Annotated in this window: 23 protein-coding genes; 17 read left to right on the plus strand and 6 right to left on the minus strand. The window is 43.4% G+C overall.

Translation table 11 applies throughout. From position 1 onward, the window contains the following. Positions 1–104: 104 nt before the first annotated feature. Positions 105–437, minus strand: coding sequence for a DUF2500 domain-containing protein (locus E5A76_RS04415; protein ID WP_161118207.1), 333 nt, complete (start codon positions 435–437; stop codon positions 105–107). Between the two features lie 190 nt (positions 438–627). Here E5A76_RS04415 and E5A76_RS04420 point away from each other — a divergent pair, with 190 nt between their 5' ends. The 3 genes from E5A76_RS04420 (at position 628) to E5A76_RS04430 (ending at position 2,953) form a co-directional block, all read left to right on the plus strand. After that, positions 628–984 carry a hypothetical protein gene (locus E5A76_RS04420; protein ID WP_053987413.1) on the plus strand — a complete coding sequence of 119 codons (357 nt, stop codon included), beginning with the start codon at positions 628–630 and terminating at the stop codon, positions 982–984. Between the two features lie 1,005 nt (positions 985–1,989). Next, positions 1,990–2,610 (plus strand): lysoplasmalogenase, encoded by a 621-nt coding sequence (locus E5A76_RS04425; RefSeq protein ID WP_107166744.1) that lies wholly within the window; start codon positions 1,990–1,992, stop codon positions 2,608–2,610. A gap of 25 nt (positions 2,611–2,635) precedes the next feature. Continuing rightward, entirely contained in the window at positions 2,636–2,953 is a 318-nt protein-coding gene (locus E5A76_RS04430; protein WP_053987415.1) for a putative signal transducing protein, read from the plus strand. A gap of 61 nt (positions 2,954–3,014) precedes the next feature. Here E5A76_RS04430 and E5A76_RS04435 read toward each other — a convergent pair whose 3' ends face one another. After that, positions 3,015–3,281 carry a DUF1145 domain-containing protein gene (locus E5A76_RS04435; RefSeq protein ID WP_161118208.1) on the minus strand — a complete coding sequence of 89 codons (267 nt, stop codon included), beginning with the start codon at positions 3,279–3,281 and terminating at the stop codon, positions 3,015–3,017. Next, entirely contained in the window at positions 3,278–3,883 is a 606-nt protein-coding gene (gene rsmD, locus E5A76_RS04440; RefSeq protein WP_023933901.1) for a 16S rRNA (guanine(966)-N(2))-methyltransferase RsmD, read from the minus strand. The genes E5A76_RS04435 and rsmD overlap by 4 nt, the downstream gene beginning before the upstream one ends. Before the next feature lie 84 nt (positions 3,884–3,967). Here rsmD and ftsY point away from each other — a divergent pair, with 84 nt between their 5' ends. The 6 genes from ftsY to glpG all read left to right on the plus strand — a co-directional run bounded on the left by ftsY (position 3,968) and on the right by glpG (position 9,790). Further along, positions 3,968–5,344, plus strand: a complete 1,377-nt coding sequence (gene ftsY, locus E5A76_RS04445) for a signal recognition particle-docking protein FtsY (RefSeq protein WP_161118209.1) — start codon at positions 3,968–3,970, stop codon at positions 5,342–5,344. Positions 5,345–5,347: 3 nt separating this feature from the next. Continuing rightward, positions 5,348–6,016 carry a cell division ATP-binding protein FtsE gene (gene ftsE / locus E5A76_RS04450; protein WP_161118210.1) on the plus strand — a complete coding sequence of 223 codons (669 nt, stop codon included), beginning with the start codon at positions 5,348–5,350 and terminating at the stop codon, positions 6,014–6,016. Continuing rightward, a complete protein-coding gene (gene ftsX, locus E5A76_RS04455; protein ID WP_161118211.1) occupies positions 6,006–6,938 on the plus strand; it encodes a permease-like cell division protein FtsX in 933 nt (310 codons plus the stop codon). Before ftsE ends, ftsX begins: the two co-directional genes overlap by 11 nt. Before the next feature lie 187 nt (positions 6,939–7,125). After that, positions 7,126–7,986 carry an RNA polymerase sigma factor RpoH gene (gene rpoH / locus E5A76_RS04460; protein WP_053987420.1) on the plus strand — a complete coding sequence of 287 codons (861 nt, stop codon included), beginning with the start codon at positions 7,126–7,128 and terminating at the stop codon, positions 7,984–7,986. A gap of 554 nt (positions 7,987–8,540) precedes the next feature. After that, the gene (glpE, locus tag E5A76_RS04465) at positions 8,541–8,867 is read left to right on the plus strand and encodes a thiosulfate sulfurtransferase GlpE (protein ID WP_161118212.1); all 327 of its coding nucleotides are present in this window, start codon (positions 8,541–8,543) and stop codon (positions 8,865–8,867) included. An 80-nt stretch (positions 8,868–8,947) separates the two neighbouring features. Further along, complete coding sequence (gene glpG / locus E5A76_RS04470) at positions 8,948–9,790, plus strand: rhomboid family intramembrane serine protease GlpG (protein ID WP_045066001.1); 843 nt, start codon at positions 8,948–8,950, stop codon at positions 9,788–9,790. A 63-nt stretch (positions 9,791–9,853) separates the two neighbouring features. Here the strand turns inward: glpG and E5A76_RS04475 are convergent, their stop codons facing one another. Next, the gene (locus E5A76_RS04475; protein ID WP_161118213.1) at positions 9,854–10,276 is read right to left on the minus strand and encodes a flagellar basal body-associated protein FliL; all 423 of its coding nucleotides are present in this window, start codon (positions 10,274–10,276) and stop codon (positions 9,854–9,856) included. A gap of 168 nt (positions 10,277–10,444) precedes the next feature. Between E5A76_RS04475 and E5A76_RS04480 the strand changes: the two genes are divergently transcribed. Beyond that, on the plus strand, positions 10,445–10,978 hold the full coding sequence (locus tag E5A76_RS04480) for a chorismate--pyruvate lyase family protein (RefSeq protein ID WP_053987423.1): 534 nt from the start codon (positions 10,445–10,447) through the stop codon (positions 10,976–10,978). Between the two features lie 3 nt (positions 10,979–10,981). Next, on the plus strand, positions 10,982–11,842 hold the full coding sequence (gene ubiA / locus E5A76_RS04485; protein WP_053987424.1) for a 4-hydroxybenzoate octaprenyltransferase: 861 nt from the start codon (positions 10,982–10,984) through the stop codon (positions 11,840–11,842). Between the two features lie 66 nt (positions 11,843–11,908). Here ubiA and plsB read toward each other — a convergent pair whose 3' ends face one another. Continuing rightward, positions 11,909–14,365, minus strand: a complete 2,457-nt coding sequence (gene plsB, locus E5A76_RS04490; RefSeq protein WP_161118214.1) for a glycerol-3-phosphate 1-O-acyltransferase PlsB — start codon at positions 14,363–14,365, stop codon at positions 11,909–11,911. Positions 14,366–14,718: 353 nt separating this feature from the next. On the opposite strand from plsB, the gene lexA reads away from it, so the two are divergent. The 6 genes from lexA (at position 14,719) to E5A76_RS04520 (ending at position 20,865) form a co-directional block, all read left to right on the plus strand. Further along, positions 14,719–15,339 carry a transcriptional repressor LexA gene (gene lexA, locus E5A76_RS04495; RefSeq protein ID WP_008988213.1) on the plus strand — a complete coding sequence of 207 codons (621 nt, stop codon included), beginning with the start codon at positions 14,719–14,721 and terminating at the stop codon, positions 15,337–15,339. 141 nt (positions 15,340–15,480) lie between these two features. Next, a complete protein-coding gene (locus E5A76_RS04500) occupies positions 15,481–16,278 on the plus strand; it encodes a class I SAM-dependent methyltransferase (RefSeq protein ID WP_161118215.1) in 798 nt (265 codons plus the stop codon). Positions 16,279–16,630: 352 nt separating this feature from the next. Further along, entirely contained in the window at positions 16,631–17,773 is a 1,143-nt protein-coding gene (coxB, locus tag E5A76_RS04505; protein WP_161118216.1) for a cytochrome c oxidase subunit II, read from the plus strand. Between the two features lie 11 nt (positions 17,774–17,784). Further along, entirely contained in the window at positions 17,785–19,407 is a 1,623-nt protein-coding gene (ctaD, locus tag E5A76_RS04510; RefSeq protein WP_053987428.1) for a cytochrome c oxidase subunit I, read from the plus strand. Between the two features lie 8 nt (positions 19,408–19,415). Then, positions 19,416–19,985: a cytochrome c oxidase assembly protein gene (locus E5A76_RS04515; protein WP_161118217.1), complete on the plus strand. Its 570-nt coding sequence runs from the start codon at positions 19,416–19,418 to the stop codon at positions 19,983–19,985. Continuing rightward, positions 19,969–20,865: a cytochrome c oxidase subunit 3 gene (locus E5A76_RS04520; protein WP_161118218.1), complete on the plus strand. Its 897-nt coding sequence runs from the start codon at positions 19,969–19,971 to the stop codon at positions 20,863–20,865. The genes E5A76_RS04515 and E5A76_RS04520 overlap by 17 nt, the downstream gene beginning before the upstream one ends. 6 nt (positions 20,866–20,871) lie before the next feature. Here E5A76_RS04520 and E5A76_RS04525 read toward each other — a convergent pair whose 3' ends face one another. Beyond that, on the minus strand, positions 20,872–21,078 hold the full coding sequence (locus E5A76_RS04525) for a DUF2909 domain-containing protein (RefSeq protein WP_161118219.1): 207 nt from the start codon (positions 21,076–21,078) through the stop codon (positions 20,872–20,874). Positions 21,079–21,164: the final 86 nt, after the last annotated feature.

The following is a 21,164-nucleotide window of genomic DNA, read 5'->3' on the forward strand; positions in this document are numbered from 1 at the left end:
CCTGACTCCGATTGAATATCGAAATCAGGCCTTACAAGCCGCTTAACCGAAATGTCCAACTTTATGGGGTCACATCACTGTCAGGCTTTTTTATTATTTAATGTTTAATCACGCTGTAGCGCAAAATGCATGAACTGGTGACCACGATAAGTCATGGTGCCTTTATCGCCTGGGTTTAGGGCGTGGTAATAATGGATACCGACCATAAATTCACGTTTTGGACCTCCGGCAACGGGCTCAACGTAAATCCAATATTCTTCATCTTCTTCACCTGGGTGAGAGCCGATAACCTTATTACTTTGCTTATCAAGGATCATGACATCCAGTTTTCGCTCTGGTGCATCAAGTCCTAATGTATGGCGGCGATAGCTAAAAATGAAATAGCCAAATGAGAAGATAAATAGAATGCAAATTGCCACAATGATCCCTGTTGGCATAAGGCTTACTCCTTGAAAGATGAAAGACTGTCTTGCTGGTTATTATTCACAATCAGGGAGATATCACTAATCAATGGGTAGAAAAGCGTGATCTAACCGTAACAAAAATAAGATAACTTTACGTAAGCTATCTTGCATATTGGCACTTTAGTTGTAAGGTAAATATAAGGCATCAACAAGGAGTGGGCTCATGGTCGATATTGAGCAAGTAATTGATCGTTCACGACGTATTGAAGATTTATTACGTCACCATTATCACGCCAAAGGTTCTGATCTTCAGCAATTGATTGGCAGTTGTGAAGATCGTTTACCCCATGATGTGTTAATGACACTAGAAAAGATCGCTGAACTGAATCAACGCTTTACGTCATCGGATGAATCCGTTGATTCAAGTGATGAATTTATTCAACTGTGTGATTGGTGTGAAAAGGAGTTAGCACCACGCAGCAGTCGCTTGGTATGGGGTGTTGCCATTACCTTGCTTTGTGGTTTTACATTAGCCGCAATATGGTTTTATACCGTAAATTGGCACCATATTAAGCTCTAAGCACTAAATTCCCCTGTTTTTATTCAAGCCCTGTGTAGTAATGCATCGGGTTTTATTTTGCGCTAAAACGGAGAAGTTGTTGTTATTTGGTGCAATTAAGGAAGGTGGGTGTGAAGCAGATAAAAAAATGGCGCCAAAAGGCGCTATTTTTTTTAATTGAGTAATTCTTTTAGTAGAGAATTGGTAGTGTCATTAGGCCAACGACTACAGCAATCATCATAAGTCCTTGTTTTTGAGAAGATGTGAACATATTGTCATCCTTTTTTTTGTTAACAGTTTAGCTTGACAAAAAGAATAACATTTTTTTTACCGCTTAAGCAATATGATGGCGTCAAAATCAAGATAAAAACATTTTTATATCATGATAAAGGCTTCAAATAGCCAAATAAACAGTGTTTTTCTTACCTTTTTAAACTGTTTAATGTTGTCTTTGTAGTTTTTTATCGATTTTAACTTGCTGTTTTTATTGGTTTTGGTGTTGTTTTTCTTGTTCTTTTCTTATCTGTTGGGAATTTTATCTGTTAAAACATGGCTTATTTGTTCAATGTTTTGAGTATGGCAACTTATTAGTAATTAATTTGTTTATTAAAGCTTTGCTATATAACCAAATCTAATGAATTTCTTACTTAATATTTCCAATAGCTCTATTGAGTGGTGTTTTTTATTGGAAATAGCGCATACTCAAAGCGTATATTTTACATTTTAACGGCTATGGATATTATCTTTTTGTTTTTAAGGTGTTGTTTTTCAAAGTAGTGTTTGTTTTTTTTGATGACGATTCTTAAATGAAGAAGGTTATGGTTTTTAGGTATCTTTATTAAAATGGCAGGAAAACGCTACACAAGAAAAGTAAACGTTTGCTTTGTATTGTTTAGTTGTTCGTGATGTTAGCTTTTGTAGGCTTTGTGATCTCGGAGTGAAGAATTTCCGATTATTGAGATGGCAAAAGCCGTGATATTTAGTCACTGTTACAAGAGCTACGAAAAGGAACGTGAATCGTCACTTATGTGGTTATGTATTATTTTATTAGCAGTGCTCCATATCATGGCTGCTTATCGGGGCCCTCGTTGGCTGTTCTATGTCAGTAAGCCGCTCACGGTCGTGTTGATGGTGATCGCTTGTTTATGGAGTGGTGCGCCAAGTTTTTATTATTGGGCAATTGTTGTTGGGTTATGTTTCTCGGTGCTGGGGGACATTTATCTGATGTTGCCACAAGATCGATTTATGGCGGGGTTAATCAGTTTTTTTCTCGCTCATGTCGTTTACACTGCAGCGTTTGCGAGTCAATGGCAAGGGCATGTGGGCTGGTGGCTACTGGCATTGTGTATAGCGATTGGTATTGTGGTGTTTCTACTCTTGTTACCTTATTTAGGGAAGCTACAAGCGCCCGTTGCGCTATACATGAGCGTGATCATGTTGATGGCTTTTGCCGCTGGGCAATTTTGGTTGTTATCTCACAGCCAAGCAGCATTGTTAGCTGTGGTAGGGGCGGTGTTGTTTGTGCTATCGGATCTGACATTGGCGATTAATCGTTTCAAACAAGAATTTACCGCTTCAACAGCGATCATTATGTCGACGTATTTTATTGCTCAAGGGCTGTTTGTGGGATCAGTGCTTGCGCTGTAGCGAAAGTGTCATTTGAGGAGTTCCCATGTCTGAGCAATGGCAATGTATATATAGCGCGAGTAATAGTCTTGAAGCACATAGTGTAAAAGGCTTATTAGAAAGCGAAGGGGTAAAAACACGCTTAACGGGAGAAGCCTTAGGTGCTGCAATAGGTGAGCTTCCGGCTAATGTGGTCGAAGTGAAGGTGTGGGTTTCACCGTGGCAATGGCAACGAGCGCAAGTGATTGTGAGTGATTACCAACGTAATGATTATCACGATTGGTGTTGTAGGCAGTGTGGTGAAGTCAATCAAGGGCAATTTGAATTGTGCTGGAATTGCCAATGCGATCGCGACCAGCATTAATCATTGTTATAAGACAATAAAAAAGCGAACTTGTGAGTTCGCTTTTTTGTTCTATTCTATGTCACATCATGTGCTTGCGACGGATATCGAGTAGGGCGAAGATACCAAAGATAAGTATCGACCACTTCTCCCAACCGGACATATTAATTTTATCGCCAAATGCGCCGATAAAAATCAGCATTTGCAGGCCGTGCATCATAAACAAGAACGCGGTCATGATATATAACGCCATGGCTGCCACGCCAGGGAATGGGTGAACAATATTGACCAATAGCACTAGCCAAACAAAAGCGATGGCGAGTTTAGCGACAAGTATTAATGCCTTCATGGTTCCTCTCTAGCAAATAAGCGATAGCAAACCTGTCCTGCTGTTTTTTCACGGTGCAGGTGCCAATGGCTTGGCGTTGTCAGGTTGCCTAATTCCTTTTCGGCTTCAATATAAATCATTGCATGGGGAGCAAGCCAGCCGTTGTTTTCCAATGCGGTGATCACATCTTGAATAAGATCTTTTCTAAAAGGAGGATCAATAAAGATTAAATCATGTGCACTGCCTGGTTGTGACAGAAACGCTAAGCTGTCACCATTAACCACTGTCGCATTTGTTGCACCAACGGTTTTTAAATTTTGCTCCAATTGATTGGCTGCTTTTTTGTCCAGTTCAAGCATCGTGACGCTTTCTGCACCACGAGAAAGGGCTTCAAAACTTAAACCGCCGCTACCAGCGAACAAATCAAGGCATTTAGATTGATAAATGTCTTGCGCTAACCAGTTGAAAAGTGTTTCTTTTACACGGTCTGTGGTAGGACGTAGTCCTTCGACATCATGAACGGGTAATTTGCGTCCACGCCATTGTCCGCTAATGATGCGAACGAACCCGCCAGGACGATTATTTTGTGGTTTGCGAGTTGTTTGTTGTCTACGCTGCGTCATAGATTTTTTTGACCGTTGAGAAAATGATAGTATACACCTGTTTTTAGGCTGCAAATTGTACCAATCAAGCGCTAGGATTCGCCAATGGCAGAAAAAAAGAAACGCGGATTATTTTCATGGCTCGGATTTGGCTCTGAAGATAACGATGCTCAAAAGGAACAAACTACTGAACAATCAGTAGTCGATGGGGCTTCAGAAAGCCCTGAATCAACACATTCCTCTGACGAGGCAACAGCGAAAGTTGAGCATAATGAAGATGTTCAAACTGACGACTTAGCTGCAGCAGAGCAAGAGAAGATTGCTAAGACTGATGATGTCGAATTGGCAGAGACGTTGCAAGTAAATGACGCTGAAAAAACGCACGTTGTTGAAGAAACGGTAACGGAAGCGCCAGAAGTTTCATCAGAGCTTGAGCCATCAGCACCAAGTAAAGATGCAAAAGAAGACGAGGCAGAGCTAACTGCACAAACAGAGGCTGAAAATGAAACAGCCCCTGAGGTAGTAGAAGCCAAGCCAGTTGAGCAAGAAAAGCCAAAATCTGAAGGCTTCTTTGCCCGCCTAATGCGTGGTTTAAAGAAAACCAAGACCAATTTTGGTGCAGGTTTCTTCGGTCTATTTAGCGGTAAGAAAATCGATGACGAACTGTTTGAAGAGCTGGAAGAGCAGCTATTGATTGCAGATGTCGGTATGGATACCACGCTGAAAATTATCGAAAATCTGACCGATAAAGCATCTCGAAAGGAACTTAAAGACGGTGAAGCCCTCTATGGTTTACTAAAAGATGAATTGGCAGACATGCTAAGCAAAGTCGAGCAGCCTTTGGTTGTTGATACGAGCAAGAAGCCGTATGTCATCTTAATGGTAGGCGTTAATGGTGTTGGTAAAACCACCACTATCGGTAAGCTAGCGAAGCAATTCCAATCTGAAGGTAAATCCGTCATGTTGGCGGCAGGTGATACGTTCCGTGCGGCGGCTGTTGAACAGCTGCAAGTATGGGGTGAGCGTAACCACGTCCCAGTTGTGGCGCAACATACGGGTGCTGACAGTGCTTCAGTGATCTTCGATGCCATTGAATCGGCAAAAGCGAAGAACATTGATGTGGTGATTGCCGATACCGCAGGTCGCTTGCAAAACAAAGGCAACCTAATGGAAGAGCTGCGTAAGATTGTTCGCGTAATGAAGAAGGTGGATGTCGATGCCCCTCATGAAATTATGCTAACAGTGGATGCGGGCACTGGCCAAAATGCGATCAGCCAAGCTAAGTTGTTCAGTGATGTGGCTCCGGTATCGGGGATCACGATCACCAAATTGGACGGCACAGCAAAAGGTGGCGTAATTTTCGCTATTGCAGATCAGTTTAATATTCCTATTCGTTACATCGGTATCGGTGAGGGCATTGACGATCTCCGTCCATTTGCAGCAGATGAGTTTATTGAAGCGTTATTTAGCGATGAGGAATAAAGCGTGATTCGATTTCAGCAGGTAAGTAAAGCTTATCGTGGCGGTAGGCAAGCCCTACAGAAAGTAGATTTCCATCTACGTCCAGCAGACATGGCTTTTTTAACCGGTCACTCAGGTGCCGGTAAAAGTACCCTGCTGAAATTAATTTGTGCTTTAGAACGCCCAAGTGATGGTCAGATCTGGTTTAACGGTCATGACATCACGCGTTTACCCAATAAGCAGATCCCATTTCTGCGCCGAAATATCGGCATCATTTTCCAAGATCACAAGCTACTGATGGATCGCAGTGTGTACGACAACGTTGCATTGCCATTACGTGTTGAGCAAGTGCCGGAAAATGACATCAAGCGTCGTGTTTGTGCGGCGCTTGATAAAGTCGGACTGTTGGATAAAGCCAAGTGTTTGCCAATCCAACTCTCCGGTGGTGAGCAACAGCGTGTGGGTATTGCCCGCGCTGTTGTGAACAAACCTATGTTACTGCTTGCCGATGAGCCAACTGGTAACTTAGACCCAGATTTATCACAACAAGTATTGCGCTTGTTTGAAGAATTTAATCGTGTTGGGGTAACCGTATTAATGGCAACCCACGATACATCATTACTAGCGAGCCGAGATTATCGTCGCTTAGATCTACAAAAAGGAAACCTAAGGGAGTTGAGTCATGGCGCGTAAATCGACCGGTTTCTTTGCGATTCATCGCCAGCAAGGTGGAGCAGCTTTAAGAGACATGTTCCGTCGCCCATTAGGTAACTTTTTAACCCTAGCGGTATTGGCTTTTGCCCTTACGCTACCGTGTACTTTCTACCTAATGGCAAAGAACATCACTGTAGTGGCTGATTCTTGGCAAAACCCAAGTCAAATCACCGTTTACCTGAATAACAAGGTCAGTGATAGTGACGGTGAAGCTTTTGCTGACAGCATTAAAAAGTGGCCAGAAACCGAAAGTGTTCAATACATTTCAGCCACACAAGGGTTAGAAGAGTTTCGTGCTCATGGCGGTTTTGAAAAAGCACTGAGCTTGTTTGATGCTAAAGATAACCCACTGCCAGCGGTGATCATTGTTAAACCTGCGCCTGATTGGCAAAGTGATGTTCAAGCCCGTGCTCTTGCTGACAAGCTAGGCAAAGACCCAATGGTGAACGAAGTACGTTTAGACAGTGATTGGCTACAGCGTTTAGCCGCAATTCAAGATTTAGCGATCACACTGGCAATGCTAATGTCTGGCTTGATGCTATTTGCGGTCTTTTTGATTGTGGGTAATACCCTGCGTCTACAAGTACTGAGTCATAAAGATGAAATCCAAGTGATGAAGATGGTGGGCGCAACAGACAGCTACATCCTACGCCCTTATCTTTATGTTGGTGTTTGGTATGGCTTAATTGCCGCTGTGATTGCGTGGATCTTAACAGCAGTGGTAACGCTATTGCTTGATGAAGCGGTTGCAAAGCTGGCTAACCTCTATGGTAGCAATTTTAGAATGATCGGATTGAGCTGGGATGAGAGCTTAATTATGGTTATGCTAGCAGCGTTTTTAGGCTTACTAGCAGCAAGATTATCTGCTGGACGTCACCTAAAGGAGATCGAGCCGGTGTAAATTGTCGTTTATATCAGTTTCGATACAGCTTTATTGATTAATGATGCCTGTAATTCATATTCATTAGCGCTTCGGCTTGCAATTGGACTATGTTTACAGGCATTATTGCAGGTTCACGTAACGTAAGTTGGCGTTTATTTATCGTTACGATAGAACAAAAATAGTACAAAACACGCGAGGTCTTTGAATGTCAAAAGAGATGTCTGCAATGGCTCTGGTATCAACGGACAGTTTGGATAGTTATATTCAGACCGTAAACCGTTATCCCATGCTCACGCCAGAACGTGAGAAAGAGTTAGCTGAACGTCTGCATTACGATGATGATATTAACGCTGCGAAAGCATTGGTAATGTCGCATCTGCGCTTCGTTGTGCATATTGCTCGAGGTTATTCTGGTTACGGCCTGCCGATTGCTGATCTTATTCAAGAAGGCAATATTGGTTTAATGAAAGCGGTGAAACGTTTTAATCCTGAAGTTGGGGTGCGATTGGTTTCATTTGCAGTGCATTGGATCAAAGCAGAAATTCACGAATACGTTTTGCGTAACTGGCGTATTGTGAAAGTGGCAACCACCAAGTCTCAGCGCAAATTATTCTTCAACCTACGTAAGTCGAAAAAACGTTTAGGTTGGTTCAACAACGAAGAAGTTAACATGGTTGCCGAGCAACTGGGTGTTGAGCCTGAAGAAGTACGAGAAATGGAATCGCGCTTAGCGGCGCAAGATCCGACCTTTGAAATGCAGAACGATGATGACGATCGTGATGCTGCACCGATGGCGCCCGCATATTTCCTTGAAGATAAAAGCTCTGATGTGGCACTGACCTACGAAGAGAATAACTGGGAAAACCATGCTAATAACCGTTTATCACAGGCATTAGCCAGCCTTGATGAGCGTAGCCAACACATTGTTCGCTCACGCTGGTTAGACGATGATAAGTCGACCTTACAGGATTTAGCGGATAATTATGGTGTGTCTGCTGAGCGTATTCGTCAGCTAGAAAAAAATGCGATGAAAAAGCTAAAAGATGCCGTGGGCGATTTTTATTGATCCATGATCGCAGTTTAGCAATGAGAAAAGCCGACCTGAGTGTCGGTTTTTTTGTGCCTGAAGATCCGGCTAATCAGTGAGTAACTAAGTCTTGTGAGATGCGAGTAATAACAGCTCGCTAGGGTATTGAAAATAATGAGATAACCGTCACTATTGTGAGTATCTCTGTGTATTAAAGAACATATTATCCACAGCTTATGATTGGATCCGATCTACATGTAGTGGATCATTTTTTAGCAAAACACATTATCAACGCAATTCACAGATTTTTCCACAGATGAACACTTTGTGTTCATGTTGTGGGTAAGATCGACGGCAAGCCCTTGTCTTCACTTGAAAGTTATTTTGTTACTCGCTTCGGAAAATGTGGATAAACCGTAATTTTCTGATGGAATATATTCATCATAAGCTGAGGTATAATGGTTTGGTTAGCGCGAAAGCGTGATTCAAGCGTCAGGATCGTGTTAAAAGGATCCTATGTTTAACCCTGTCGATCTGATAATAACAACAGTAAGGATCGATAGAGATAACCTAAAGTCAGTCAAAGGAAATTCATGGAACAGTTTCAGCACATTTCAGTAGAACAAGCTTACGAATTATTACAGCAGGTAGACAGCCAAGCGGTGTTAGTTGATATTCGTGATCCTCAGTCGTTCGCGTTAGCGCATCCCGAGCAAGCCTTTCATTTAACCAATGACACCATGGTGAGCTGGATGGATGAGGTGGAGTTTGAACAACCCGTGATCGTGATGTGTTATCACGGTATTAGCAGCCAAGGTGCGGCGCAGTATTTGATCAATCAAGGCTATGAGAATGTTTATAGCTTAGATGGTGGTTTTGAAGCATGGCGCCGTGCGGCATTGCCGATGATCCAAGCATAAACTGCTTTATAGTGGTATCTCGTATGAGATAATGATAGATCTTGGTTTAGACATTTTTTCTGACAGATAAGGTCATCATTATGTATCGCTTAGCGGGATTCTATAACCCTCGACAAGCCCAGGCTTTTATCGACTATATGGCCTATCGGGGGATTGAAATCTCCATGGCGCCAGAGCCAGAGGGTAAATTTGCATTATGGCTGGCAGATGAGCAGTATCTGGTGGAAGCCGAAGCTGAGCTGAATGCCTTTTTGCAAGATCCTACCAATAAAAAGTACCAAGCCGCATCATGGCAGGTTGCGGAAAGCCGCACTGCCAAATTCCATTACAACAATCCCAGTTTGATCAACATGGTCAAAGCACAAGCGGGGCCTTTTACCTTACTGGTTATGGTCGCTTCGCTAGTGATTTACGGCTTATGGTTGTTAGGGTTTGAAAGTACCTTATTTGCATGGCTTCATTTTCCCTTTATGAATGGCGATCAATGGGAACTATGGCGTTACTTCTCTCATGCACTTCTGCATTTCTCACCAATTCATGTCATTTTTAACTGCCTATGGTGGTGGTTACTAGGTGGACAAATTGAGCGCCATAGTGGCTCGGCTAAACTGGTGCAGATCTTCTTATTGTCTTCATTAGTTTCAGGTTTTGGTCAGTTCTGGCTAGATGGCCCTAATTTTGGTGGTTTGTCTGGCGTGGTATACGCATTAATGGGTTATATCTGGTGGATGGGCTGGTTAGCACCTCAACGAGGTTTGGTGATTGCGCGCTCTTATGTGATCTTCATGCTGGTATGGTTGGTGATTGGTTTTGCTGAGCCGATGGGAACATCCATTGCGAATATGGCGCACCTATTTGGCTTATTGACCGGTTGTGTGATTGCGTTTTTTGACGCAAAAATTAATCCGCCACGTCAGGCTTAATGGGTACTAGAAATATCGTTAAAGCGGCAATGTTCGCTTTAACGATATCACCAAAGTGCGATGTTACTGGTAAAGGAACTTGGTAAAGAGTAATTCAGCAACAGGCTGTTGACGGGTCTCTGCCAGCAGCAGTCGATTGACTTGATCTTGGCAAGCTCTACGAATTTCTTCACGACCTGCGAGCGATTTAATTTTCGCTTCTGGCTGCTTGCTCACAATTTCTATGATGGCGTCACGGATCAATGGAGTATGGTATTCAATTTCCGTTAAGTGCTTTTGATCTCTGATCATTAGATCAATTTGCAAACGAATATAACCGAGTCGTTTACCTTGAGTCACATAGTTGGTGGTGATATCAGGCTCTAAGGTGTAGTAGGTGATCTGAGGCTGGCTTGCGACCTCTTCACTGGGGGATGCCACCGCAATGGGGCTTTGAAGCAAGCCAACAAGCGTTAGTGCTGTCGCAAAAGCAGATAATTTCATCATTATACTTATGTTGTCCACGTAGTTTGTGAGAAACAGGTGTAATCTTTTCACAGTAACGATATTCGTACAGGTTACAGCTTGCTACAATAGCAGATCATTATGTTAATAAATTAACCGCATTCAACCAAGTGTTATCGATCACGAGTTCGTTGATTAAGTAGTGAGAACATGTCGGAATTCAAGCAGTTATATAGTCCGTTACTTGAAGGTGCTGTATGGTATCCCGCCGTTGAATGGGCATTAGAAGGAAGCTCTGTCGGGCATTGGTTATTAGAGTCTGACTCTCTATCTCGCCGTTTTGCTGCTCACTGCCGTGTTTTCTCGGTCACAGTTTTAGAGCAAAAAATAGTGAACAATGGTGAGTTGTCACTATCAGAGCGAGCACTGCTTGGCATGAGTGATTGCCTTGAGCGTACGGTTATGTTGCAAGGCGATCAACAATCTTGGGTTTATGCGCGCACGTTAATTCCAACCTCGACGTTATGTGGTGAGGAAAGTGATCTCGCAGAGCTTGGCACCAATCCCCTTGGATATCGTGTTTTTAATGGTTCGAATGCACGTCGTGATGCATTGGAAATTGCAAAGTTAGGTATGCCCGAGCGACCGATTTGGGCGCGTCGTTCACGATTATGGATCAATGAAAAACCCCTGCTGGTGGCGGAATTGTTTTTAGATGGCTCACCAGTTTATGCAAGGAAATAACCCATGTTAGAAATGACCAAGGCCAGAGCGTTTTGGCAATTAGCACGTTTTGACCGCCCAATAGGCAGTCTTTTATTGTTATGGCCAACCTTATGGGCGCTGTTTTTGGCTGCAGATGGGATGCCAAATATCAATGTCTTAGTGGTGTTTGTGCTCGGTGTGATTTTTATGCGTGCAGCAGGGTGTGTGATCAACGATTTTGCTGATCGTAATTTTGATGGCCATGTTAAACGTACTAAGCATCGCCCAATGCCGTCGGGAAAGGTATCAGAGCGTGAAGCATTAGGGCTGTTTTTCTTATTAGTACTGGTCTCGTTTTTGCTGGTACTAACAATGAATAAATTAACCATCATGTTGTCTGTGGTGGGGTTGTTATTAGCATCAAGTTATCCGTTTATGAAGCGTTACACTCACTTGCCGCAGTTGGTATTAGGGGTGGCATTTGGTTGGTCAATCCCAATGGCCTACGCTGCGCAAGCGGGCAATTTATCGGTGAGTGCATGGCTACTGTTTGCGGCAAATATTTTGTGGACGATTGCTTATGACACTCAATATGCGATGGTTGATCGTGATGACGATTTAAAAGTTGGCATTAAATCCACAGCGATTTTATTTGGTCGCTTCGATAAATTAATCATTGGTGTGCTGCAACTGGCAACGCTTGGGTTATTGATCGCTGTGGGTATGGTGTTGCAATTAGGGCAGGTGTTCTATTGGTGCTTATTATTAGCATCATGTTTGTTTGTTTATCAGCAAATGTTGATCAAAGAGCGTCAACGAGAAAGCTGTTTCCGTGCCTTTTTGAATAACAATTACTTCGGCATGATTGTCTGCTTAGGTATTGTATTGAGTGTTTGCTTATAACACTGAAAATGAGCAAGAAAAAAGCGCCTTCAAGGCGCTTTTTTTATATCAGAACACTAGGGTTAATTACGCTTGTGTCTCTGCTGTTACTTCTTCTTTACCGTCATCTGGCTGCATTACCGCTTGAATGGTGAGGTTCACTTCTGGTGATACTAGCGATGTAAGAAGGTTTGCCAGATTCTCAACCGGGCGAGTGACTGCGTGACATTCACTGTTCAAGTAGCCTTCGCTGCGTAATGTTTTCACTAAGCTACTGAATACGCCTTTGTCGAAGAACTCAGGCGCATTAATACCGTGTAGACGGCTTAGACGCTGTGCTAATACTTGGCTGTGTTGCTCTAAGTCATCTTTCGCCATTTCAGGCTCTGCGCGCAGTAGTGTTAAAGTGATCGCATAGCGTTGCAGGGTTTCTGAAATCGTACGTGCAAGTAGCTGTAGTGAGCGAATACGGGTGCTATTGATTGAGATGTTAATGCCATCGTTAAGAAGTAGACGCTGACGTACTAGCTCATCAATGATCTTATCAATTTCAGTATTCAGTTGCTCTTCATCAAAGCGTAAGAATAACTCTGCTTTCAAGAATGGGTAGAGTAACTCTACCTGCTCATGGATCTCATCGTTCGTCAGGCTTTGCTGCTGTACCACGATGTGGGCAATCAATGATGGCAACGCAAACAAGTGAATGATGTTATTGCGGTAGTAGGTCATCAAAATCGATTGCTGACGATCAAGCGAGATAATATCACCTAACTTATCACGCTCTACCACGAATTTATCCATCGCAATGGCGTGATCAACCATTTGCTCAGCACTTTCTTTGGGTGTCGTACATTCGCTTGAGTATGGCGTATTACGCAGTAGCTCAAGGTAGCATTCAATCTGTTGCTCTAGTACTTCACGACTCAGTGCACGTTGGCGAGATGAGAGCAACGCAAGGGCACACAGTGTCATGGCGTTAGTGGCTGCCGCATCGTTAATATGCGTCATCATTTTAACGGCCAAATCATTAACCACAGGATTTAACCATGTCGGCTTTTGTGGCTCGATAGGGTTAATCTCTTTGTGCCACTCTGGTACGTTATCGTTGAGGTATTGGTTAAGTGGAATTGGCTCACCAAAGTTGACGTAACCTTCGCCTAAATTGCGTAATTTACGTAAAGTTCGCAGCACTTGGCCGGCATTTTCTTTTTCTTTGCGCTTACCTTGTAGCTCTTTGGCATAGGTACCTACTTCCATTACATGCTCATAACCGATGTATACAGGCACAAGCGTAACCGGGCGGTTAAGACCACGTAGCATCGCTTGAATCGTCATTGAAAGCATACCTGTTTTGGCAGGAAGCAGACGACCAGTACGAGAGCGACCGCCTTCACTGAAGTACTCAACGGAATAACCTTTGGTAAATAGCTCTGATAAGTATTCACGGAATACCGTTGAGTACAGGCGATCACCACGGAAGCTACGACGAATAAAGAATGCACCACCACGGCGGAAAATAGGGCCTGCTGGGAAGAAGTTTAAGTTAATACCCGCGGCAATGTGCGGTGGCACTAAACCTTCGTTATATAGCACGTAAGAAAGCAGCAGGTAGTCCATGTGGCTACGGTGACAAGGCACATATACGATTTCATGACCATCTTGTGCTAAGCGACGTACGCGTTGCGCTCCTTTGATGTTTAAGCCTTGGTATAGCTTAGTCCATAACCAACGTAGGAAACGTTCACCGTTTTTGATCAATGGGTATGAGAAATCCGCAGCGATTTCTTCCATCATACCAATGGCTTCTTTGCGTACTTTTTCGACTGGTACTTGGCGGCTGATCGCTTCTTCTTGTACGACTTTATCAATTGCTTTTGATTCAAGTAAGCGTTTGAATAGCTGTTGACGATCAGGTAAACGAGGACCTGATGCCGCAATTTGTTGGCGAGAGAAATGGATCTTAGCTACACGTGCTAATTTCTGCGCGATAGCATCATCAGTACCGTGATGATCGGCCATGTAACGCAGTGATACCGGCGTGCTTAAGCGAACTAAGCAGTCACGACCATGGCTGAGAATTGCCCAGAATTTTGCTGGACCATTAAGCGGACGTAATGCTGGTTTGCGCTTGGATTCTTTTCCAGGTGCGCGCCCCCATAAAATAGAAGCAGGAATAAGCTGAATATTTAACTCAGGATCTTGTTTGTGTTGCTCAAGTAACTCAGTAAAGAGTTCGATTGACTCTTGAGGCAGCGCACTCGTTGAGCCAAACACACTTGGACCTTCAGCAACAAAGACAAAACGTGGAAAACTTTGACCGTTAATTTCAAGCTTAGATAGCGGATCTGGCAAACCTAGTGCCTTAGCGCTATTGCGTAGCGTTAACAAGTCGGTGTTTGAACAGTACGGTAAGATGTAGACGATAGGTCGTTCTAAATCTAACTCCAAATCCGCCACGGGATCAGAGGGAATAGTTGCAGGTTTTACAAGGATAGAAAGTGGCAACTTTAATAACTGTTGATAAAATTTCTGCCAACGTGACATATTTATAACGAGCCTCAGAATCTTAATGCGCCGCAAGGATAGCAGAAAATGCTTGATTTCATGCTGCTAAAATACGGCAGATAACATTTAAATTATCATTATTTATGGTCTTTTATGGTCTATTTTTTGCCAATTTTCGGTGCAAAAAACAATCTGGCACGACCAGTTGAGTCAAATCTAATTGATTATGCTTGAATTATTATTTTTTGCGATAGTGTTGAGATAATTTAGTTCGGCAAAGTTAAATTGCTTTGAATAACTGATCAAATTGGTGTTTTCGTAAACAATTGCCTTTTAATGTGGGGTAACACTGGATATACTCACAGTGAACTGTATAAAAAGACAGGTGACTCATGAAGCCGTTGACATTACGCCAACAACAAGTCTTTGATTTGATCAAAGCAAAGATAGATGAAACAGGTATGCCACCAACACGTGCCGAAATTGCGCGTGAATTGGGTTTTCGCTCAGCGAATGCGGCAGAAGAACATTTAAAAGCGTTAGCACGTAAAGAAGTACTGGAAATTATTCCCGGTGCATCACGTGGTATTCGCTTATTGGTAACAGAGGAAGAGCCAGAAGAGCAAGGGCTACCATTGATTGGTCGTGTTGCTGCTGGTGAGCCGATTTTAGCGCAAGAGCATGTTGAAGCGCATTACGAAGTCGATCCTATGTTATTTAAACCTCGTGCTGATTTTTTACTGCGTGTAAATGGTATGAGTATGAAGAACATCGGTATTATGGATGGCGATTTATTAGCTGTGCATAAAACCCAAGATGTACATAACGGTCAGGTTGTGGTTGCTCGTGTTGATGACGACGTGACAGTAAAGCGTCTTGATAAAAAAGGCTCAAAGGTCTTACTTCATGCGGAAAACGAAGAGTTTTCACCGATTGAAGTTGATTTAGAACATCAAAGCTTAACCATTGAAGGTATTGCCGTTGGCGTGATCCGCAACGCCGATTGGATGTGATGGGTTAAGAACGACGGATTGAGTGAAACAGAAAAGCGTGGCGCAAGCTGCGCTTTTTTATTATCAAAAAAACGCTAAGGTAACTTTGCAAATCTAACTGATAACTATTATCATCCAGTTGGTTGTAAGGAGAGGATGATAATGACGAAAGTAGATCGCTACATAATACCTGCTGATTTGCTTCAACCGCTATGGTATCGCAGTCGTGAAAGCTTAGCCGATGATGGATTGATTTATGATCCTGTGGCGGCTGCAGCGTGTCGTCAGTGTTATCTCGTGCCTGATTGTGTCAATCAAGACGTTCCTCAACGTCAGTTATTGCATGCCACATTGACTCTGCAATGTGATCATCAAGTCAGACATTTTCTTATTCGTCATCCCCAAGGATTAATCATCAATGTTGGTGCAGGACTAGATACCCGATTTTACCGTCTTGATAACGGACGTTGCCGTTGGTTTGAGTTAGATACTGATGAAAACCTGTTGTGGCGAGAAAAACTATTTCATCGCAGCGATCGCTACACCTTAAAAACCGGCTCAGCGTTAGAGTTTGATTGGCTAAAGCGACTGCCTAAAATGACTAATGTACCCATGATGCTATTGTGCGATCACGCTTTATTAAATTGTAATTCGCAGCAGTTAGCGACATTTTTACAAAAAATAGGCTGTCGTTTTAGCAATATCGAGATATGTATCGTCGTTGCAGGCGATCTTTGCCATAGTCCGCTAGCGAAAAAAATGGGCTGTAGTGAATATCAACATGGTTACCGTGATCCCGCTCAGCAGGTGCTAAATTGGCTACCTTGGGCGGAATTAGTTCGTTGTTATAGTCCGTTAGATACGACCTGTCCTCGCTGGCGTGTTTGGCAGCGTTGGCTCGCAAAAATGCCGAGTATGAAATACCGTCTAACCCCTGTACTTGTTCATTTGAAACTATAAAAACACTAAAAAAACAGCTGTTATTACTGCTTGTTATCCATTCTTAAGCGGATCTATAGATATTAAAAAACGTGTGTTGATGGGGTTGTTTGTATCTATATTTCAATGTGTTATCTACTTTTTTGTTAGTTGTTTTTTTGACGTTGATTCTTTGCGTTATTCACAAATCCTGCCTACGTTAAATATATCGAGACATTTTTATGTGTTGGTATGTGCTATTTGAAAATGCTTCAAATCATAAAAATAAAGCCACACCTGATGGCAAAGAGAAATAACTAGATTAGCCGAAGCATCTGAGCCACATAGAAATCGTTCATTTTTGTATATTTGAATGACAGGGGAGGTCAGGGCGATGATTCGTTCATTGATCGCAGGAAGTGCGGGTGTATTTTTCTCACTGCCGTTGATGGCAGAAACCATGCAACTGAACATGACACCGGGTGTGACGGCGGTAAGTCAGGAAGTTTATGGTCTTCATATGACCATTCTCTATATCTGTATCGCTATTGGTGTCGTGGTGTTCGGTGCCATGTTTTGGGCAATTTTCCATCACCGAAAATCCAAAGGGGCAAAACCTGCTTCGTTTCATGAAAGCACTAAAGTCGAAATTATCTGGACGGTGATCCCTTTCATTATTCTCATTGCAATGGCGGTACCTGCCACTAAGACCTTAATCGCAATGGAAGATACCTCTAAATCTGATGTCACCATTTTAGTCACGGGATCGCAATGGAAATGGCATTACAGCTATTTCGATCAAGACGTTGAATATTATTCCCACCTTGCCACCAGTGCTGAGCAGATCAGTAATCAGCGTCAAAAGCGTGATAACTACTTACTTGAAGTGGATTACCCGTTAGTCCTTCCTGTCGGGCAAAAAGTCCGCTTTCTTATTACCTCGCAAGATGTGATCCATTCATGGTGGGTACCTGCGTTCGCTGTGAAAAAAGATGCTAATCCCGGCTTTATCAATGAAGCGTGGACTCGGATAGATGAGCCTGGGATTTATCGTGGTCAGTGTGCCGAGTTGTGCGGAAAAGATCATGGCTTTATGCCGATTGTGGTGATTGCTAAACCGCAAGCCGAATACGAGGAATGGCTACAACAAACAAAGATCACCCAACGTAAAGCCAAGGAAGAAGAGCAACGACTACTGGATATGGAAATGACTATGGATGAGTTAATGAGTTTAGGAGAGAAAACCTATACCGCTCGTTGCGCTATGTGTCATCAAGCCAATGGTCAGGGTATTCCGGGGGCATTTCCTGCATTAGCTGGAGAAGGGGTATCGGCCGATCCAAAACGTAAGTTAGAGCATATCAGTGTTGTGGTACATGGCAAAAATGGTACCGCAATGCAGGCGTTTGGACCTCAGCTGAGTTTGAAAGAGCTCGCAGCTGTTATCACTTACGAGCGTAATGCCTGGGGTAATGATACTGGTGAAGTGATTCAAGCTGCGGAAGTACAAGCAATTAAAAATGGCCAGCAATTATAAGGAGTAGGAGCATGACGGATATGATGCGACAAGAAGCCGAAATAGATACTGCTGGTCATACAGAAACCGAGCATGAACATCATGAGCATCACCCTGCAAAGGGATTAAAACGCTGGCTGTTTACCACTAATCATAAAGACATTGGCACACTGTATCTGTTGTTCAGCTTAACCATGTTCTTTGTTGGTGGTGCTATGGCGATGGTGATCCGTGCTGAATTATTCCAGCCTGGATTACAGCTTGTTGAGCCTAACTTTTTTAATCAAATGACCACGGTACATGGTTTGATCATGGTGTTTGGGGCGGTGATGCCTGCCTTTACTGGGCTGGCGAACTGGATGATCCCAATGATGATTGGGGCGCCTGATATGGCACTGCCAAGGATGAATAACTGGAGCTTTTGGATCTTACCTTTCGCATTTTCTTTATTGTTGGCATCTCTTTTTATGGAAGGGGGCGGTCCTAACTTTGGGTGGACTTTCTACGCGCCGCTTTCAACCACGTATAGCCCAGCCAGTACAGGCTTATTCGTCTTTGCTATTCATATTATGGGGATCAGCTCCATTATGGGGGCGATTAACGTTGTTGTGACCATTGTAAATATGCGCGCACCGGGTATGACGTATATGAAAATGCCATTGTTTGTTTGGACATGGTTGATCACAGCGTTTTTATTGATTGCGGTGATGCCAGTACTTGCAGGGGCAGTAACCATGGTTCTGACTGATAAATACTTTGGTACCAGCTTTTTTGATGCTGCTGGTGGTGGCGATCCGGTGATGTTCCAGCATATTTTCTGGTTCTTTGGTCACCCTGAAGTCTATATCATGATTTTACCGAGTTTCGGTATCATTTCAGCCATTATCCCTGCATTTTCACGCAAAAAGCTGTTTGGTTATAGCTCAATGGTGTACGCCACTGCATCCATTGCTGGGCTTAGCTTTTTGGTGTGGGCACACCATATGTTTACCACTGGGATGCCGGTCGCTGCTGAGTTGTTTTTCATGTATTGCACCATGTTGATTTCGGTGCCCACAGGGGTAAAAGTCTTTAACTGGGTCGCTACCATGTGGCGGGGCTCGTTAACCTTTGAAGTGCCGATGTTATTTGCACTGGCCTTTATCGTTCTATTCACCATCGGTGGTTTTTCTGGGCTGATGCTGGCGATCACTCCTGCGGATTTCCAATACCACGATACCTATTTTGTGGTGGCACATTTCCATTATGTGCTGGTATCGGGAGCGATTTTCTCGATTATGGCTGCTGCCTATTACTGGCTACCTAAATGGACAGGGCATATGTTCGATGAGCGTCTAGCCAAATGGCATTTTTGGTGCTCACTGATTTCGGTCAACATTCTTTTCTTCCCAATGCACTTCTTAGGGCTGGCGGGTATGCCACGCCGTATTCCTGATTATGCGCTGCAATTTGCTGATATTAATGCAGTAGTGAGTATTGGTGGGTTCTTATTTGGCGCATCCCAACTTATTTTCTTAGCAGTATTGTTCAAGTGTATTCGAGGTGGTGAGAAAGCGGCTGCGAAACCTTGGGAAGGGGCTGAAGGGTTGGAGTGGACAGTACCGTCTCCAGCGCCATACCACACCTTCTCGACACCACCCAAGATTGATCCTTAGGAGGCACTATGAGTGAGCCGAAAAAGCGTCGGTCATTGTTAGGACTCATCTTTGCATCTATTGGCATGTTTGGCTTTGCATTTGCATTAGTGCCTCTCTATGACGTGTTTTGCGATATCACAGGGATCAACGGAAAGACATCGACAACCCCAACAGAAACCAGTGATCGGGTTGATACCAGTCGAGAAGTCACAGTGGAATTTGTTGCTTACATCAATCCGGGGGTGAAGTGGCAATTCACCCCACAGGTAAAGCAAATCACGGTGCATCCCGGTGAGACGAAAATCATCAAATATGATGCGAAAAATTTAAATAAAGTCGCCACTATCGGACAAGCTGTGCCTTCGGTAACACCGGGCGTGGCGGCGAAATACTTCAATAAAATCGAATGTTTTTGTTTTAACCATCAGCCTTTAGAGGGTGGTGAAAATGCAGAATTGCCGTTGGTGTTCTATATCGATCCTGACTTGCCGAAAGAGATAGAAACACTGACGTTAGCTTACACCCTGTTTAACGTTGCCATGGATAACCCAACGGCTGAGCAACACAGTGAGGTGGATAATGTCAAAGCCCTATAGTGAAACCGATAACTTACCGCCAACAACGAAATATTATGTGCCCGATGAAAGCGCATGGCCCATAGTAGGGGCAATTGCCTTATTTCTTATAGCCTTAGGTGCTGGTGCGACTGTCGGGGATCTGTTTGGTGGTCAAGGTCCTTGGATCTTACTGGCAGGTGTAGGGCTCATTTTATTTATGCTGATTGGTTGGTTTCGGGATGTGATCCGAGAGTCCATGGGCGGGCTTTATAGTGCACAGATGGATCGCTCGTTTCGTCAAGGAATGAGCTGGTTTATTTTCTCTGAAGTGATGTTCTTCGCCGCTTTCTTTGGTGCGTTATTTTATGCCCGAATGATTGCGGTGCCATGGCTTGGTGGTGCAAGTAATAACGCCATGACCAATGCCGTGTTATGGCCAGACTTTGTTGCTATGTGGCCGTTGCTTAAAACGCCTGATGGTACGGAAACTCAAGCCATGGGACCGATTGGTTTGCCACTGTATAACACCATTTTATTGCTGACATCATCGGTTACTCTACATTTTGCTCATACCGCATTAGAGCAAAATAATCGTCCTCGACTGAAGTTGCTGCTATTGCTTACGGTATTGTTGGGCGCGGTGTTTGTGTACTTACAAGGGGTGGAATATGTCCATGCTTATGAATACATGAACTTGCGTTTAGATGCGGGGATTTACGGTAATACTTTCTTTATGTTGACGGGATTTCATGGGGTTCACGTCACCTTAGGAGCAATCATCTTATTTATTGTTTGGTGTCGTATTTTAAAAGGACATTTTACCCCTAAACATCATTTTGCATTTCAAGCGGGAGCTTGGTACTGGCACTTTGTTGATGTGGTATGGCTAGGGCTATTTATCTTCGTTTATATCATTTAACACAAGTTAATACGGGCGAGGATTTGGGGTGATAACACCTGTTAAGAGCGCAATGACAATCAACGTAAAAGCAAGCACAGAGAGTCCGATACGCCAACCTAAATAGTGGGACATAGGACGAGAAGATTGACCTTTTAACATGACAGGGAGAGCCTTAAACAGGCTAATGATGATCACCAGTAATAAGCTAATAAGCAGTATTTTTATCAACATAAAACATCCTTTTAAGGTGGGTTTGATAAGAAATTAAACGCTTATTTAAGGATAGCGGTTTCAGCCAATAAGGATGGAGGAAAATC

Origin of the sequence: Photobacterium lucens (genome assembly GCF_009873615.1) — a bacterium.
Taxonomy (GTDB): domain Bacteria; phylum Pseudomonadota; class Gammaproteobacteria; order Enterobacterales; family Vibrionaceae; genus Photobacterium; species Photobacterium lucens.

Excerpts from the sequence above, each read along its gene's own strand:
- E5A76_RS04415 (WP_161118207.1), bottom strand. The coding sequence starts at position 437 with ATGCCAACAGGGATCATTGTGGCAATTTGCATTCTATTTATCTTCTCA.
- E5A76_RS04420 (WP_053987413.1), top strand. The coding sequence starts at position 628 with ATGGTCGATATTGAGCAAGTAATTGATCGTTCACGACGTATTGAAGAT.
- E5A76_RS04425 (WP_107166744.1), top strand. The coding sequence starts at position 1,990 with ATGTGGTTATGTATTATTTTATTAGCAGTGCTCCATATCATGGCTGCT.
- E5A76_RS04430 (WP_053987415.1), top strand. The coding sequence starts at position 2,636 with ATGTCTGAGCAATGGCAATGTATATATAGCGCGAGTAATAGTCTTGAA.
- E5A76_RS04435 (WP_161118208.1), bottom strand. The coding sequence starts at position 3,281 with ATGAAGGCATTAATACTTGTCGCTAAACTCGCCATCGCTTTTGTTTGG.
- rsmD (WP_023933901.1), bottom strand. The coding sequence starts at position 3,883 with ATGACGCAGCGTAGACAACAAACAACTCGCAAACCACAAAATAATCGT.
- ftsY (WP_161118209.1), top strand. The coding sequence starts at position 3,968 with ATGGCAGAAAAAAAGAAACGCGGATTATTTTCATGGCTCGGATTTGGC.
- ftsX (WP_161118211.1), top strand. The coding sequence starts at position 6,006 with ATGGCGCGTAAATCGACCGGTTTCTTTGCGATTCATCGCCAGCAAGGT.
- rpoH (WP_053987420.1), top strand. The coding sequence starts at position 7,126 with ATGTCAAAAGAGATGTCTGCAATGGCTCTGGTATCAACGGACAGTTTG.
- glpE (WP_161118212.1), top strand. The coding sequence starts at position 8,541 with ATGGAACAGTTTCAGCACATTTCAGTAGAACAAGCTTACGAATTATTA.
- glpG (WP_045066001.1), top strand. The coding sequence starts at position 8,948 with ATGTATCGCTTAGCGGGATTCTATAACCCTCGACAAGCCCAGGCTTTT.
- E5A76_RS04475 (WP_161118213.1), bottom strand. The coding sequence starts at position 10,276 with ATGATGAAATTATCTGCTTTTGCGACAGCACTAACGCTTGTTGGCTTG.
- E5A76_RS04480 (WP_053987423.1), top strand. The coding sequence starts at position 10,445 with ATGTCGGAATTCAAGCAGTTATATAGTCCGTTACTTGAAGGTGCTGTA.
- ubiA (WP_053987424.1), top strand. The coding sequence starts at position 10,982 with ATGTTAGAAATGACCAAGGCCAGAGCGTTTTGGCAATTAGCACGTTTT.
- plsB (WP_161118214.1), bottom strand. The coding sequence starts at position 14,365 with ATGTCACGTTGGCAGAAATTTTATCAACAGTTATTAAAGTTGCCACTT.
- lexA (WP_008988213.1), top strand. The coding sequence starts at position 14,719 with ATGAAGCCGTTGACATTACGCCAACAACAAGTCTTTGATTTGATCAAA.
- E5A76_RS04500 (WP_161118215.1), top strand. The coding sequence starts at position 15,481 with ATGACGAAAGTAGATCGCTACATAATACCTGCTGATTTGCTTCAACCG.
- coxB (WP_161118216.1), top strand. The coding sequence starts at position 16,631 with ATGATTCGTTCATTGATCGCAGGAAGTGCGGGTGTATTTTTCTCACTG.
- ctaD (WP_053987428.1), top strand. The coding sequence starts at position 17,785 with ATGACGGATATGATGCGACAAGAAGCCGAAATAGATACTGCTGGTCAT.
- E5A76_RS04515 (WP_161118217.1), top strand. The coding sequence starts at position 19,416 with ATGAGTGAGCCGAAAAAGCGTCGGTCATTGTTAGGACTCATCTTTGCA.
- E5A76_RS04520 (WP_161118218.1), top strand. The coding sequence starts at position 19,969 with ATGTCAAAGCCCTATAGTGAAACCGATAACTTACCGCCAACAACGAAA.
- E5A76_RS04525 (WP_161118219.1), bottom strand. The coding sequence starts at position 21,078 with ATGTTGATAAAAATACTGCTTATTAGCTTATTACTGGTGATCATCATT.